Source organism: Deinococcus humi (genome assembly GCF_014201875.1).
GTDB classification, from domain to species: Bacteria; Deinococcota; Deinococci; order Deinococcales; family Deinococcaceae; genus Deinococcus; species Deinococcus humi.
Genome location: NZ_JACHFL010000028.1, coordinates 22,249 through 37,726 on the forward strand (window position 1 = coordinate 22,249; position 15,478 = coordinate 37,726).

Consider the following 15,478-nt stretch of genomic DNA (forward strand, 5'->3'; position numbering starts at 1 on the left):
GGCGCATTTTGGCTTCACTGACGCCTGGTTTGAAGAGGGCATTCTCACGCACCTATTGATGACGGCGTAAGTGCGGGCTGATAGGTTGGAGGCGTGGCTGAATGGCATCCTTCCAAGTACTCCCGTGCCCAGCTGGAAGAACGCCGGCTGGCCGCGACCCCCTGGCTTCAACAGGGCACCTGGTTACAGCAAGACATCGCCCAACACTTCGGCGTCTCCGTGCACACTGTTAGCAACTGGAAGAAGCGGCTCAAACGCACCGGCAGTCTCCAGGCGACCGTGACCACTGGACGCCCGTCCCGACTTACCGCCACCCAACTCGAGCAGGTCCGCACCCTCCTACGGGAGGGTGCGCTGCAGCACGGCTTCCCCGACGCGACGTGGACGACTCGACGAGTCACGGATCTGATCGGGCGGCACCTCGACGTGTGGTACCACCGCGATCACGTCCGGAGAATTCTTCGCCAGCTGGGCTTCACGCCCCAGATGCCGGATGGACGGGCGGCTGAGCGCCACGAACTTCGGATCGCCAGCTGGAAAGAACAGGTAGCGCCGGAGTTGGGAAAAAAAGGTCGCTGAAGGCGCGACTCTGGTGTACCTGGATGAGGTCGGATTCTCGCTGAAAGGCGTGAGGCGACGGACGTGGGCGACCAGGGGCGTCACGCCCCTGGTCACGCTTCCAGCGAACTGGGAGAAGCTCTCGACCATTGGGGCCATCACGTCGGATGGGAGATTCTTCCAGCACACGACGTCCGGAGCAATCTCCAGTGGAGATGTCATTGGGTTCTTCCGACACTTGCTACGTCATGTCCAGGGAGAGCTTGTCGTCGTATTGGACAACGCGGGCATTCACCGGGCGAAAGCAACCCAGGCGTTCGTGGAGCTCCACGAACGCCTGTCGCTGGTGTTTCTGCCGCCGTACGCCCCGGAGTTGAATCCGATCGAGCTCGTCTGGGCGTATGTCAAAAGGAATGTGCTGGGGAACTTCTGTGCCCGTTCGGTCGCCATGCTGAAAGCGAAGCTTATGGTTGCCTGGCAGCGAATCAGGTACATCGAATTGCCTCGCCGGCTTATGGATTCCAACTTACGCCGTGATCAATAATATTGGACAAGCTCTGCGCCCGGTGGATAGAGGGAAATGACTTCAATCTAGAACACTACCGGTGGTTGGCGTTCAAGCAGTTCCTACGGGCAAACCGTACCCTGACCTCGACACAATTTGACCGCCTGTGGGCTCTGGGCACTTCGGATCCTGATCAGGCCATGGGACGTGCCATGCTGTTCGAGCTGATCTTGCGGCGCGACTGCCCAGGGACGCTGCTGGAGCGGGCTGCGTCGTCCCAGCACACCGCCTTGGCCCGGAAAAGCCAGCAGTTGCTGGCCCGACGATTCGCGAACACACCAGAAAGGTAAGGGAGAAATGTCAGACCAGCCGGCATGGTGGGAAATCGAAGAGCCGGAGTACTCGCAGGTGTGGGACGATGTCAACCTGGCGTTCGACTTCAAGCCCAGTATGTCACCCAGTGACTGGCCCGGCTTTCGTGAACCCGTGCCCTCCGTCACCTACGCGCTCTCAACCGAATGGGACGCCGCCAGCAGCGAGGAGTTTCTCGCGTTGATGAAGGGGCACATCCGCACCTGTGCGCGGCCGGACGAGTGGGTGTATGGGCTGGACTACCACCACACCTGCTGCCGGTATAACCCCCATCTGCTGGAAGAGCCTGAGCCGGATGAATAGGGATGCAGAGACCCCTGGGACGGGTTCATCCTGCCGAATGGGGACTATGGCATCACGCTGGCCGACGATTGGCGGTGGGGGACGCTGGGCCATCCTTGGGAGAAGAGCCTTTGCGTGTTCGGGCAGCCCTTGATGGATGCTGTGGCACGCGCCAGGCCGCGCCTCTTGGGGGCGTGTGATGCGGGTCAACGGACAGCGACTGATGCCATAGACGAACCAGAGCGGGAAGCGCCGAGAACTGTTGAAGGTCTTTTGAGTCGCCCCAATGGCACGGATCAAATAGAAGATTTCTGGTAATCTTTAGGGAGGTTAATCACGGAAAGCATAGAAGTAAATGGGGAATTTGGTCAAATTATGATTTGGGACAGCGCAACAAGCGATATTTCTGACTGGGGTGGGTACGAAGACAAGCCATTCGCTCGGAAAAATTCGTCTATGTCTGTTCGCACCAATAGTCCTCGTAATGGATCGGTCTTTATAAGAGTGTTAGACGCGAGTGAGTTGAGTAGTATAGATTCGAAAAAGTGAAGATATGTTCAGAAATTGTAGATGTTCCTTCTGGTGAGTTGCAAATTGGTGACCTATTCGTTGAGACTTATATTAGAAAATCTGTAAAATCTTTGAAGGCAAAGATAACAGTATATGTGGATGAGCCCGACTATGCTTCGCTGGTCGATTTAGTTATACAAGAGCTTTAGGACTATCTGAGCATTCGATCAGAGTGGATCATCCGCAAGGGGTGATCCACTCTGATTTTGTCGATTTCACTTGCGTCTGTCAGTCGCGCTTGCGCGCAGCATGGTCCCTGGCCAATGCACAGAGCAGCAGGTCAGTGGGGCCACGCGCAGCTCAGGTGGGTCATTTTCCTGGCGCCTGGCGGCCAGGCACGCAAAGTTGGGCCAGATCCAGTCACGGACAGGGGGGCCCTCACTCTCCAGGACCCAAAAGTCCCCGCGATTCACCTTTGCCAACGCTACATTGGGCGGATAGCTTCACCCTGGTGGTCCCGGGCGGCGTGGCTGCTGCCTGCCCTCGCGCTGGTGGCATGCAATGACAGGCCGGTCAGCGTCGCCGACATTCCTGGCACCTACGTGCACACCGCGGCGGAGTACCACGTGTTGTTCACCTTCGACGATCCGTCCAGGGCAACCTTTCAGGAGGACGGCGTTGTGAAGAGCGGCTTCTGGAGCTTCGAAGACGGGTTGATTGACGTGGCCCTCAACTGCACCCCACCTCGGCGCTGCAATACCCACTACAGCCGGCTGGAACCGTTCTGGCGCGACAACAACATCTAACTCGATTTGATTCGGACGAGACTGACCTCTACGTGAAGACGAAGGCCTTGCCGTAAGCGTTGGGGACATGTTCAGCGGAATTCGACACCCGCCCTGGAACGCACAAAGCGCAGCAGGAGTTCCAGGGTGCCAGCGGTCCCTGCGCTGATCAGCAACGGGAGCTCAAGCCAGTCACACTGAATGATGGGGCGGCGCACAGCGGGAAGACAGGTGGTGTAGGGCGGGCACAAGGCGACCTCAGGCCTGCACGTCCAGGGCTTCAACCGCCAGCCAAATGTGGTTTCCCTGATGCCATTGGAAGCGGAACTGAGCACCATCGAACGGCAACTGAATGGAGTCGCCCTGGACCTCACCAACTCCGTCCAGCGGCTGCGCCTGTACCGTGTCGTACGGGCTGATTCGCGAGGAGAAGCCGATCAAGGCCAGGTGGTGGCCACCTCTGACCTCTGCCTCTGGGACGACCTCGATCCAGTCTGATCCCCGGTATGATCCGCCATGCAAATTCCAGGGCGGAACGTGGACGTGCTGTTCGGGGTCAGGCAGGCCCCAGCGTAGGGCGCTCAAGACGTACGTCTCAAACAGTGTCCGAGCAATCTTGTCGAAATCGTCGTACGCTTCGCTATCACGCCAGGGAATACGAGCCTGCTCCAGACTGGGGATCAGGGCGATCAGTGCGTCCCGGAACACCGTGATCAGCTCATTGACGGTAACGTGCCAGCGCTCCTCCATGCCTCCCTCCGTGTTCTCCCTCGCTGCGTCACGCGCGAGACATCTTCCAGGGCCAGGAGCTCCAGCCTCGGCTGCTTCGACTCCAGATCAATCAATTTCGAGATTGCGCCCGAGGCTGAACAATCAGAGAGACAGGCCCACGCACGAGGTGCTTGGCAGCCTCTAGCAAGGTTTGTATAACATTTATAAGCAGTTTTTAGCCAATCGCAGATTCCTTATAGCTTATCAAGTAATCTCTAACCACCTTAGACTCCATTGTATCAGCTAAATCGATTGGCGTTATACCGCCAGCTTCTATCCAGCGGTAGTGGATATAAGCCCCTGCATCTAAAAGGACCTCTATCATCTCAAGATTATTTTTACCTTCACTTAGAGAAATCGTTTCAAGAGCTGTAATGAGGGGCGTGCCTCCACCGAAAAACACACAATTTGGATCACCCCCATGACCAAGGATAGCTTTCATCATATCGACATTGGTGCCCTCTGATGCGCGCAAAATTGCTGGATAACTGCGCGGCTCATCAGTTTCAATATTGGGATTGGCTCCATGAAGCAGAAAAAGCTTGGCTATATTAAATTTGTGCTGGGTTATTGCCTCTGAGAGGCCGAAACTCTTCTCGGCTTCAGAGAGAGAATGATTTGAAAGAGCCTTGTCAATTTCGTCGATACGATCATTATCTATTGCAGTTCCAATGTCCATATTGGACTCCTCCGAAATTGAAATTTGCCGTTTGAACTGAAAACTTCGGATCTTAAGGCTGTTGAAGGCCGAACAGCCCCCGACGGCCCTCTGAAGAGTACACATTATTGACTGATAGCCAACGGAATACTACCCTTCGGTTGCAGACGGTGCCAGTCATGCGCTTAGGCAAGGAGATCACCTCTACAATCAGTACGGCAACACAGCCCTACCGCCGCTCTGAAGGAGCCTAAAAACATGGCAGATCGGGACAAACACCTACGTTTTGACTTGGACGCACGGGTGATGACCACAGCAAAGGAGTTTCACTCCGAAATAGCCAGAAAGATGCGTTTTCCTGACTATTGTGGCGGAGGCATGAATGCCTTGTTCGATGTGCTCACCGATCTGGACTGGTTTGACTTCAATTCTTTGGAAATTAACATTCAAAATTCAATTTTTCTTCTCGTTGATGAGCCACCGGAGTTTAGAAGAGCACTCCAAGAAGTCCTGGATGACGTCAGTCAATATTGGTCCCAGCCGCTTGAACTCGGCGAAGCCTGGGATCATCCTGCAATTGAATTTAAAGTGACGTATGCAGCATATCAGCTCGATCTCCTCTAAAACCCAATGCTGTGCTCAAAATACTTCGCATTGAAAATTGATCTGACGATGGGGGCACCCACTCACTTTGTTTTCTGCAGCCGGGACTGGGAGAACCCAGATGGGGCTCCGAAGTCTCTTGTCGGGCCTCAAATAAGCCCTCAAAGCAAAAGGCGGGTTCCCAGAGACTGGGAGTCTGCATTTGCCGGCAGTCAAGTCCTTTCGTGAAGTTGAAGTGTTTTGCGCCCAGCTTCAATCTCAAGCGTCCGAACAACGGCTGGCCCTAACGGCGCTGGACGAACTCCAGTGCCGCCTAACCAAACTGGGTAAGGAGTTTCTTTGGGATGCTCTTGGCCCACTCCGCGCGGCTGCGCCGACAGGCGTTGATGCAGTTCGTCCGCACGTTCAGCGCTTGGAGGCTCATTTCGGTGTCCGGGTGGAGGCCTGTCTCGCGGATCCGCCACTGGATCAGCCAGGCCAACCGCGGTTCGCCCAGAAAGGACCCTTCATCGCGGACGCCCTGGCCAGAGGCTATGAGGCTGCCCTCCTGACGCAGAGTGCTTTCTTTGCGTCAGGCAGATCACCGCTTGAGCTACAGGCCCTCTTGCATGCTTCCAGACCCTGGTGTTCCGCGGCCTCTGTTGCGAGATTGCCCTTTCTGGACGTTGCGCTGCATTTTCAACCGAGTCGCCTCAGCCGCTGCCTTGAAGTCGATCAGGCCCGCTTCAATATTCGCCACGGTCAACTCAGGCTCCTGGGACTCAGGAGCACGCCCCGGCGATGCAGGAACCAGGCGATAAAACGCCGCTTCCCGGCAGAGCTCCTCGTACCAGGCGTCCACCGCGTCCGGCATCCTCTCCGGATTAAGCTGACCCACCAGCAGGTATTCGAGGAAGGTGGGCTCCCCACGGTCCATCACAGGAAGCAGTGTCCTGGCGTAGAAGTGGCTGTACGCCCGCCAGGCCGCTGCCAGGGGTCCGCTTGGCCAGTGGGCAATCTCCGGATGATGGACGCGCATCTTCTGGAGTTCATCTCTCGGTAACGCGCTGCGTCCGTACCGTTCCGGATCCAGGACCAGCACGGGCCGCACCAGGTCATACAGCCCCCGGGCGAAACAGACGATTCTCCCCTGCGCTTCCCAGACCCGCAGCAGGCTCCGGATCTGTTGCTGAGCGCTCCCTGCACGGGAGCCGTACACTGCCTCGGCCAGTCGCTCCACCGTCATGGGCCACGCGGCCTGCCGCGCCAGCTGCCAGTCCACATCCACCACTGTTGCTGTGCTGACCGGACCCGGCAGGCGCGCAGGGCTCAGGTCTGATGCGGTCACACGCGGCAGCGCGTCGGCAGTCGGACCTTCCTCCCCTCGCGTCCTTTGCTGCTGGCCACGCAGGAAGGAGCGAGCATCGTCGAGGTGGATGGAGCGGGACGCCTTCCTTCCCTGGTCCCGCTGCGGCGCACTCTGGAGGTGATGACGGCGCACCCAGCGCTTCAAGCCAACGGGACTGACCTCCGCCAGCTCGGCCAGATCCGCCAGGCTGACCCAGCAGTGCCGGTCAGCCTGAGATCCATAGAGGTGACGTGTGGCCTGTTCGAGGGTGCAATGCAGTTCTTCAGCGACGAACGCGGGACTGAGCGGGCCGTAGACCTGTTGGAGCTGACGGAGATGCTCTTGGGGTGGAAGAGGGTTGGCGACGTGGTCAGGACTCAAGCCTCTATCGTACCTTCCTTAGATTGACTGACGTCTGTGACAGGGGTTACGCCTCGCCCCACTTCTCCACCGCTGGATGCCCGTGGTTCAGGAAAGAAGCGCACTCCCGAGCAGAGGGGGTGGGGTGCGCCGCAGCGTCCTGGCCGCTTCAGCTATGGCCGGGATCGCTGTCGTCGCTGGGCCGTCCGTGATGCTGGGGTTGCGGTGTCTGGTCCGGTGTATCCGTGCTGGGTGTTTCCGGAGTAGGCTGCTTCTCCACGTGTTGATCGGACTCAACCACACCATTCTGCGGCGCTTGGGGGGACTCGCTGGGCTTCGTCATGGTGACCTCCTGAAACAGGGGGGACGACAAGGGGAGGGGTGCAGCAAGTCCCGCCTGGGAGTCAGGGCAATCCAGGCTTGGTGAAGCCGCCTTGGGATTCAAGTCGACATCAGGGCAGGTACGGAAGCGCACAGGCCGTGGGGTAAGCTGGCCGGCGCCTGTGCCAGGTAATGCGCTTTGGCCCAGCCAGACATCGCCGTCGTTGCCGGGTTTTGGTGCGCACGGTGGGTGACGCGCTCGTGCAGGCTGCGCCCTACTTCACGCGCTCAGGGAAGCAGGAGTGCTGCCTTTTGTGCAAGCTGGCTTTAGCTGTGTCAAGCCCGGGTGGCCACCGCCTGCACGATGCGGATGGAGGGTTGGCCCCGCTGCGTCTCCCCGTCATTCTGCTCGAGCCAGAGCGTACTCTCAGACCTTCAAACCTGTTCTTGATAGCTTTTCGATGCTCCGTGCCAGAATCTGAAGGAGCGCAGAATTCATCTCAAAGGTCTCTGACTTCAGATGTTGGAACTCCGTACCACAAATCACCATCATTTTTTAAAAGGACATCTATCTCGATCTCCTCATCATAAAATATAGCCTCTCGTCCTTCAAATAATTGAGATAGTAGATCACTCTTCGAGGCAGAAGATCTATGATAGTAAGTATTTATATGAATATTTCCCGCTTCGTCAATCATGTTGAAATCAACATAGATTCTTAGCATTAATGTAATCTCCTTTTTTAAATCTTTCTATTGCTATAGGATGAAGTTTTCAAAGAATAAGAGATGCACATGGTAGATAGCAATACAAGAAATAGAACATGATAGATTTTCCTTAACTCTATATTGCTATGCTGAGGATCTGAGGGCTGCTGCGATTGACAGTACAGATGTCGAAGTCCGTATCAGAGGCGAAAATTTAGTCCCTGACTTTCTTCATCCTCAGCAATATTGAATTGCTTATGGAGAGATATAGAAAGTCAGGGGGAGTGCGCTCAAGCAAAGTATTTTGGGCGCCTGATATAATCATCATTTCCAGCTTCGAAAGACAAACTTTGCTGTATGTGGTCGAGGAGATTGTTTTTACTGAAGAAATCAGAAACGTGGAAGAAGATATCACGCTGATCTAATTGAGAGGCCTTCTGGATCCCCGTGATGGCGAAGGATATTCCAAAGGCGAAACCAGCGCGCCTGAGCAATCCTGCGGATGTGTGCTGCAGGTTCTACCCGTAGCGTGAGGGGTGATGACCCATCCTACCGAACAGCGTGTGCGTGAAGTCGCCCTGAATGAACTGACCTCACCAACCCTGGCGAGCACCACCCAGTTCTTCGGCGTTCATCCGCTCCAACTGGAGGGAGGCCAGCCTCGGGTCCATGGGGTCCTGACGCGTGGGGACCTGTGGGAGGTGTATTTCAAGCCTGAGACTGAGCCGTACTTCCTCGTCATGCTGGTGGAGTCGCAGGGGGACCGCCTGACCGTTCGTGGCTGTCGGGCGCAAGCCAGGGCGAGGGTGTGTCTGAGTATCACGAGCAAGGAGCTCTCCGCGAACGACATCACCGCTGCGGTCACTCTGGCCCCCACCGAAGCGTGGAGCAAAGGCGACGCTCGCACACATCCCCGCCAGCAGCACCTGGGGCCGTACACCTTCACCCGGTGGAGCTTCTGTCCGGATGGAGACCTTCCTGGTCGATTTGAGGATAAGTTGACGCGCCTGCTGGACCTCACCGAACCTGCTGCCCCACGAATCCGGGCGCTGATCCCCTCCTGCATGGTCAGCGTTGTGGTGGGGTACTGGGGCTATACACAGCAAATGTGGGGAGTGGGCGGCACAGCGCGTGATATGGCCCGAATCGCCGCCCTGGGCGCCGATTTGGACATCGACTTGTACGCCTCTGGTCCTGAGCTGATCGACTAGCTGGACAGTCTCCCTGAATTTCCGGATGACTTGTCCAGAGCATCTGGTGAATGGGGTGATGATCCGTTTGAGGCGGCGCGGCCTAACTCAACCCCACCCTGACCGTTTTCAGACGCACCTGGCGTACAGAAAGAGCCAGATCGGGTCTTCATCCTCTGCTTTACAGCCGGGGATCGAGCACCTCGCTCTCCAGCGCACTCACCCCGAAAACGCACTCGTGCACGCGCCGCAGGGGCTCGCCCTCCACGAAACGGTTCAGGCCCTCGAGGCCCAGCGCGAATTCGCGCAGCGCCAGTGTCCGTTTCCCGCTCAACCCCCGCTGACGCAGCCGGGTCAGGTGCTCCGGCAGGGTGTACTCCGGACCGTAGATGATCCGCAGGTACTCGCGTCCGCGCACCTTGATGGCCGGCTGGACCAGCCCCTTGCGTCCCCGCACCACGAAGCTCAGCGGTTTGACCACCATGCCCTCACCGCCCTGCCCGGTCAGGGCCAGCCACCAGTCCTCGGCCGCCGTCACGTTGGCGGCATCGTTCAGGTCCACCTCACGGTGGGCCGTCGCCAGGAACAGCTCCGGGTCTACTCCGGCCAGCCGCGCCAGGGTATTCATGTGCCACAGGTGATCCTGATCGGTGTGGACATGACCCTCGCTGGCCAGCAGGTGGAAGGGGGCGACGCGGACGTCGGCGATGGACGACACCCGCCGCACGTACTGGCGGTAAGCGTCCACGTAAGCGCCAGTCAAGGCGGCGCGCTCCCGGGTCCGTTCCAGCAGGTCACCCAGCGGGAGACCCCGGGCCACGGCGGTTTCCAGGGCCTGCAGCTCTGCCGGAAAGGTGGCGGAAGCCGCGCTGCCCACCGCCGCGTACTGCCGCCGGATCAGCTCGTCGGCCTTGAAGGACCACGGCAGGATCTCCACGTCCAGCACGGCCCAGTCGGAGCTCAACTCGTCCCACAGGCCGCTGGTCTCGAACGCCGTGCCCAGTCGGGTCAGCACTTCGGCTTCCATCGCCTCGTCATTGAAGAAGGCGCGGCCCGTGCGGGTGTAGATCCTGCCGACACGGCCATCCTCGACCCCGAAACGCGCGCGGGCCGTGCCGACGTCCCTGGCCACCACCAGCACAGCCCGCGATCCCATGTGCTTTTCCTCGCACACCACGCGCTCCACTCCGGCCCGGCGGTAGTGCTCGAAGGCCTCGGTGGGGTATTCCAGATACCCTTCCCGCGCGCTGGTCTCGCTCGGACTCATGGTGGGCGGCAGGTAGACCAGCCAGCGCGGGTCCACCGCGAAGCGGCTCAAGGTTTCGAGCGCCGCACCGCTCTGGTCCTCGCGCACGGTGATGTTGCCGCGCAGTCGGGTGACGATCAACCGTTTGCCGGTCACGTCCGCCAGATCCAGCATCTCGTCATGTGCCTGCTGCGCACTCTGGGGGTCTGATGGAAGGTGCAGAGGCCGCACCGGTTCCGCATAGACCTGCCGGGCAGGCACGCTGACCACTTCCCGCTCCGGGAAACGCAGGGCGGTGAGGCGGCCGCCGAACACACAGCCGGTGTCGATGTCGACGGTGCGGTTGAGCCACTGAGGCTCCGGCACCGGGGTGTGGCCGTAGACCACGGTGGCCGGCCCCCGGTACTCCGCCGCCCAGTTCCAGCGCACCGGCAGGCCGAACTCGTCGGTCTCGCCCGTCGTTTCGCCGTACAGCGCGAACTCGCGGACCCGGCCCGAGGCGCGGCCCTGGTACGCCTCCTTCATCCCGGCGTGCGCCACCACCACCTGCCCGTCGTCCAGCACGTAGTGGCTGACCAGTCCCTCCAGGAACTCGGCCACTTGTTGACGGAACTCGAGCGACTCGGCCTCAAGTTGCTCCAGCGAGCGGTCCAGCCCGTGGGTGACGCTGACCTTGCGGCCTCGCAAGGCTTTCACCAGCTTGATGTCGTGGTTGCCGGGAACACACAGCGCCGTGCCGTTCTGAACCATGCCCATGACCAGCCGCAGCACCCCTGGCGTATCCGGCCCGCGGTCCACCAGATCGCCCACGAACACGGCCTTGCGGCCTTCCGGGGGGATGACAGACAGGTCATCCCCGACAGCGTACCCAAGCTTGGTCAACAGATCCCGCAGTTCGTCCAGGCAGCCGTGGACATCCCCGATGAAGTCGAAGGGACCGTGCTCGTGGCGCAGGTTGTTGTAGAGCGGCGTATGGGTGACCTGGGCGGCGGCCACCTGATCTTCTGAGTTCAGGACGATCATCTGGCGGAAGCCTTCAGCCTGCAACTTCCGCAGGGAGCGCCGCAGGTTCCCCATCTGCTGCGAGACCACGCGGGCCGCGAAGGGGCGGTCCGGGCGCGCGCGGTGCCGGCCCAGCAGGACCTCCTCGGGAAGATCGAGCACCAGGGCCACGGGCAACACGTCGAATTCCTTGGCCAGCTCGACGATCCTGCGCCGCGCGTCGGGCTGCACGTTCGTGGCGTCGATCACCGTCAGCAGGCCGCGTGCCAGCCGCTTGCGGGCGACGTGGTACAGGCTGTCGAAGGCATCGTTGCTGGCGTCCAGGGCGTTTTCGTCCCCGGCCACCAACAGGCGGAAAGCGTCGCTGGACAGCACTTCGCCGGGCCGGAACAGCCGGTGCGCCAGGGTGGTCTTGCCTGAACTGGACGCGCCGACGAGCGCCACCAGGCACAACTCGGGCAGATTGATGGTTCCGTTCCCCGTCCTTGCCTCGCCCTGAGTCACTGGCCCGCCCCCTGACTGAAGATCGCCATTTGCGTAGGCGATCCCAGCGCGGCGTCCTGCGGACCGATCTCCTTAAAACTCACGCCATACCCGTAGCCTGCCGCCACACCCCCGGCCCACGCCTGGAACTGCGCGCGGGTCCATTCAAAGCGGTGGTCCGTGTGCCGCGCGCTGCCCGCGGGCAGCGTGGTCCATGTGGCATTGTACTCCTCGTTCGGGGTGGTCACGATCACCATCCCGGGGCGCGCCTGCCCGAAGACCACGCGCTCGAGGGTCCACAGCCGCTGCGGGTCCAGGTGTTCGATGACCTCCACCAGGGCCGCCGCATCGTACCCGGACAGGCGGGCGTCGCGGTAGGTCAGGGAGCCCTGCATGAGGGTCAGGCGCTGGCGGTACGTTTCCGGCAGTTCGTCCAGGCGCAGCCGGTCCCTGGCGCGGGCCAGTTCACGCAGGCTGACGTCCATGCCGGTCAGGCGCTCGAACTGCCGTTCGGGCAGCAGCCGGGCCAGCAGCTTGCCCTCCCCGCAGCCCAGATCCAGCACGCTCTTCGCGCCGCTCGCCAGCAGTTCAGCCGTGACGGCATCCAGGCGCTGATCGTTCAGACGGGGCTCCGGAGACGGCACGTCCTCCTCGCCGTCATCGGCAAACTGCGCTTGCACGGCGCGTTGCAGGGAGCGCTGGTGCTTGAGGGCGCGCCGCGTGATCAGGTCGCGTTCCGGATGGTCTTCCAGCCAGCCCTCCCCGAGCCGCAGCAACTTGTCCACCTCCGACTCGTCGACGTAGTAGTGCTTGGCATCGTCCAGCACGGGAATCAGGACGGACAGGTGCGCGAGCAGGTCTTTTAAGCGGATCTCGGCGTCCAGCGTCAGGTCCAGGTACGGGCTGTCACCCCACTCGGAAAAGGCCGGATCGAGGGGGTGGGGCCGGGCGGTAACGTGGTACCCGAGCGGCGCGAACAGCCGCCCGGCGAGATCCGGGCCCCCACGCGACGGGACGGCGGGCAGCTGCACCTGGAAGGGCAGGGCCGCCTGGGCCAGGTCCGGGCGTTCCTTGCTGCGGCCGGCCATCGCCGTGCCGAAGGCGGCCCGCAGCGCGCCGCTCAGGAAGCTCGACGCCGCGTACGGGCGGTCATTCACGTACGGCTCCAGGGGCAGGCTGCCCGCGCCCTGACGGCCCCTGGAGATCAGCACCGGATCGACTTCCACCAAGACCGCGACGGTGCAGCGCTCCGCTGTGGCCTCGGGATAAAACACCTGGGCCTGACCGACGGGCAATTCGAAGGTGAACGTACGGTCCGGATGCTTGTGCAGCAGGAAGCCGAGGTCGGTGGCGGGCTGGTGGGTGGTGGTCAGGGTCAGCAGCATGGGGGTCCTGGAACGGATTCAAGCACAGCCGTGGTGTGGCTGTGTCTTGACGGGTGGTGAATGGGCCACCGGCGAGCGTTTTGGTTCGGTTTCATCGAAGAGGCGTAGGCTGGGCAGGCGGCAGATCCAGTGTTTGGGACTGCGTTGCACTCGCTGTCGAGACACTTTCGACCCAGCGAAGGTTGGCCGGGGGAGAAGCGGGAACCGCCAGGGTGCTGACCCTGCTGGCCTTCACAGGGGATGACCGACAACTGGGCTTCCTGCTGGCGGGGTGATCTGATGCCCTGGTAGGCGACGACAGAGCGCCGGTGCCGCTGGCCGCTCTCGAATAGGACGAGGAACGGACCGGGACGAACACTGACGGCCCCTGGACTTCCAGTGTGGATGAAGAAGGACAAGGACGCCTTTAAGCGCTTTCCTGTAGAAACGACGCGGGCCAGCCACAACAGAGGCCTGGACCGAATCTCGTGTTGACTTCACCTGACGATGTCAGTGGCCGACTCGTTGAGCGCGGGGTGTCACGACTTGCGAGTGGGGGTGACGCGCCTCGCCCGACGTCCCAGGCTGCTTTTCAAGCGGCGGGCGACGGCTTGAACACATCGACGGCAGGTGAGTGGGCCGGTGACCTGGGGGGCCTCGGCATACCGTTGCGGGCCGCGCCCACACAGCGCCGCGCCGTCCGAGAGACGCACCAGGTGCCTCGCGCCGCCGGGTGCGAGTTGGAAAGCGTGCGGCTCGCTGAGGTGGTGACGGGCGGCGATCTCGGCGCACGCCTGTTCGAAGGGCAGTTCTTGCAGGTCAGCGTGCGGCGGCGCGGTGCGGTGACGCAGTGCAGCGGGAGACTGGGGTGCGGCCATGATGGGCACTGTAGTGCGGCGCTGCAGAGCGTTTCTGCCGCAATGGCCAGGCGGTCATTCCCAAGATGATCACCAGTGCTTGAGGTCACTGCCTGAGGAAAATGCACCTGTGGGCAAACTTGATGGGGTTAAATCCAGATCAGCCGTTTTCGTAAGTCAAGAGCAATAAGGCGTCTCATGCGACGTTCTTCTTGGCCTCTGAAAAGTCCTGCATCGTGGCCTAATTCCCACAACTCGGTGCCAGGAGAGTCGGGGGGCTCGAGCTCGTCTTCAGCGCTGACAGTGGCCTGGGAGGACCACTGCGTCTACCTTTTGGACTTCCTGACCTTCACGCCTCTCTTCGAGGAAGTACGACACCATCAATCATCACCACACCGCGCTCAGGATTTCCGCTGTGCTTCAATCATGACTTGACCGGTATGAACTCGATGACTGCAATCCTGAGTCCTGGCCTTCAAGGCATTCACAACCCGGACGTCCATGACACCCTGGAAGTTGGTGGCCCCAGCGGTCTGAGGTTTCTGGAGTTCCGTCGCAAACTTCTTGGCGGCGACCCACAGATGCGAGGAATCGCCGCCCACGCGAGCACGCATCACCCAGAGATGCAGGAGCTGCTGCGAACCATACGGCCTCACCTGTATACCGTTCACTTACTCCATGGGTACTACGCGGCCTTGAATCCCCTCTTGATTGAGCCAGAGACTTGGACACCGAAGCAAAGGGAGCAGGTCAAGCTCATCACTGACCTGCTGCTGACGGCCTGTCTTTTAGAAGATGTTCCAGACTATCGGCAACACTCAGAGCTCCTGATCAAAGCAGGGCTTCGTCCCACGAATCATCAGCCATCAGACGATCCGCTCGTCAAGAGGGTGGTGGAGACGCTGGAGGCTTATGACGCCGCTCAGGCAGCCGCTCCTGGCAATGCGCCGCTGGAACGACTGCTCGCGGAGTTTTCACAACAGCACCCGTCTTTCTGAACTATTGGCTTGGGGGATGGTAGGCCGGCTGTCCCGAGCCATCGGGTGTCAGATTAGGCTTTAGAGCCTTGCCCGGAACTGTCGAACAAATCCAGAATCAATCCTAATCTGACGCCTTTTCAGCCTTGTACCTGACGTCAGGTTGGGGTATACCCAAAACTGACACTCAGCGCGTCGCTAGAGCGTGGAGACCAGACCAAAGGGCCGCGTCGTTCAGTACAAAGGACTGAAACGGAGGAATGGAAAATGATGACACATCTCTGTTGTCCACTGCCAAGCCCTCAGAGCCGCGACTCCCGTAATCTTTGACTTAATGTCACACCGCTGCCATGTTGCGCTGATTTCGGACCACCAGGTGCAGTTCCACTCCGACAAATGGGGTGCGCTCAGTTTGGCTCACGTTCTGACCTCTGGTCCGGACGGGTTCAGGACCTGGTTCGAGCAACAACTTGAGATCTGGCCGGACGCGGTTGGGCCGAACACCTTATTGATACCGGCATAAGTTGGAATCCATCAGTTGGCGAGGCAGGTCAATGTACCGGACCCGCTGCCAGGCGACCACAAGCTTCGCCTTCAGCA

Annotated in this window: 13 protein-coding genes and 1 pseudogene; 7 read left to right on the forward strand and 7 right to left on the reverse strand. The window is 60.3% G+C overall.

Annotated elements, in window-relative coordinates:
• The first annotated feature begins 93 nt into the window (after positions 1-93).
• The 4 genes and pseudogenes from HNQ08_RS27215 (at position 94) to HNQ08_RS25345 (ending at position 3,033) form a co-directional block, all read left to right on the forward strand.
• Positions 94-1,102 (forward strand): IS630 family transposase gene (locus HNQ08_RS27215; protein WP_189366293.1). Its coding sequence is split into 2 segments (ribosomal slippage): positions 94-561 and positions 563-1,102, totalling 1,008 coding nucleotides; the frame shifts between segments, so codons are not numbered across the junction.
• 161 nt (positions 1,103-1,263) lie between these two features.
• A complete protein-coding gene (locus HNQ08_RS25330; RefSeq protein WP_184138010.1) occupies positions 1,264-1,413 on the forward strand; it encodes a hypothetical protein in 150 nt (49 codons plus the stop codon).
• Between the two features lie 7 nt (positions 1,414-1,420).
• A pseudogene (locus HNQ08_RS27725) lies at positions 1,421-2,035 on the forward strand (DUF2716 domain-containing protein).
• Between the two features lie 743 nt (positions 2,036-2,778).
• On the forward strand, positions 2,779-3,033 hold the full coding sequence (locus tag HNQ08_RS25345) for a hypothetical protein (protein WP_184138012.1): 255 nt from the start codon (positions 2,779-2,781) through the stop codon (positions 3,031-3,033).
• A 237-nt stretch (positions 3,034-3,270) separates the two neighbouring features.
• On the opposite strand, the gene HNQ08_RS25350 is transcribed toward HNQ08_RS25345, so the two are convergent.
• Together HNQ08_RS25350 and HNQ08_RS25355 are read right to left on the reverse strand one after the other, a co-directional pair.
• Positions 3,271-3,762: a hypothetical protein gene (locus HNQ08_RS25350; RefSeq protein WP_184138013.1), complete on the reverse strand. Its 492-nt coding sequence runs from the start codon at positions 3,760-3,762 to the stop codon at positions 3,271-3,273.
• A 196-nt stretch (positions 3,763-3,958) separates the two neighbouring features.
• Positions 3,959-4,462: an ankyrin repeat domain-containing protein gene (locus tag HNQ08_RS25355; protein WP_184138014.1), complete on the reverse strand. Its 504-nt coding sequence runs from the start codon at positions 4,460-4,462 to the stop codon at positions 3,959-3,961.
• Positions 4,463-4,699: 237 nt separating this feature from the next.
• On the opposite strand from HNQ08_RS25355, the gene HNQ08_RS25360 reads away from it, so the two are divergent.
• Positions 4,700-5,065 (forward strand): barstar family protein, encoded by a 366-nt coding sequence (locus tag HNQ08_RS25360; RefSeq protein ID WP_184138015.1) that lies wholly within the window; start codon positions 4,700-4,702, stop codon positions 5,063-5,065.
• Positions 5,066-5,636: 571 nt separating this feature from the next.
• Here the strand turns inward: HNQ08_RS25360 and HNQ08_RS25365 are convergent.
• Together HNQ08_RS25365 and HNQ08_RS25370 are read right to left on the reverse strand one after the other, a co-directional pair.
• Positions 5,637-6,752, reverse strand: a complete 1,116-nt coding sequence (locus HNQ08_RS25365; RefSeq protein ID WP_184138016.1) for a hypothetical protein — start codon at positions 6,750-6,752, stop codon at positions 5,637-5,639.
• Between the two features lie 148 nt (positions 6,753-6,900).
• Positions 6,901-7,074 carry a hypothetical protein gene (locus HNQ08_RS25370; RefSeq protein ID WP_184138017.1) on the reverse strand — a complete coding sequence of 58 codons (174 nt, stop codon included), beginning with the start codon at positions 7,072-7,074 and terminating at the stop codon, positions 6,901-6,903.
• A 1,224-nt stretch (positions 7,075-8,298) separates the two neighbouring features.
• Here HNQ08_RS25370 and HNQ08_RS25375 point away from each other — a divergent pair.
• Complete coding sequence (locus HNQ08_RS25375; RefSeq protein WP_184138018.1) at positions 8,299-8,970, forward strand: DUF4279 domain-containing protein; 672 nt, start codon at positions 8,299-8,301, stop codon at positions 8,968-8,970.
• A gap of 160 nt (positions 8,971-9,130) precedes the next feature.
• Here the strand turns inward: HNQ08_RS25375 and HNQ08_RS25380 are convergent, their stop codons facing one another.
• The 3 genes from HNQ08_RS25380 to HNQ08_RS25390 all read right to left on the reverse strand — a co-directional run bounded on the left by HNQ08_RS25380 (position 9,131) and on the right by HNQ08_RS25390 (position 13,922).
• Entirely contained in the window at positions 9,131-11,701 is a 2,571-nt protein-coding gene (locus tag HNQ08_RS25380; RefSeq protein WP_229790277.1) for a polynucleotide kinase-phosphatase, read from the reverse strand.
• On the reverse strand, positions 11,698-13,065 hold the full coding sequence (locus HNQ08_RS25385; protein ID WP_184138019.1) for a 3' terminal RNA ribose 2'-O-methyltransferase Hen1: 1,368 nt from the start codon (positions 13,063-13,065) through the stop codon (positions 11,698-11,700). Before HNQ08_RS25385 ends, HNQ08_RS25380 begins: the two co-directional genes overlap by 4 nt.
• Positions 13,066-13,583: 518 nt before the next feature.
• Positions 13,584-13,922: a hypothetical protein gene (locus HNQ08_RS25390; RefSeq protein WP_184138020.1), complete on the reverse strand. Its 339-nt coding sequence runs from the start codon at positions 13,920-13,922 to the stop codon at positions 13,584-13,586.
• Between the two features lie 410 nt (positions 13,923-14,332).
• Between HNQ08_RS25390 and HNQ08_RS25395 the strand changes: the two genes are divergently transcribed.
• On the forward strand, positions 14,333-14,899 hold the full coding sequence (locus HNQ08_RS25395; RefSeq protein WP_184138021.1) for a hypothetical protein: 567 nt from the start codon (positions 14,333-14,335) through the stop codon (positions 14,897-14,899).
• Positions 14,900-15,478 lie beyond the last annotated feature (579 nt).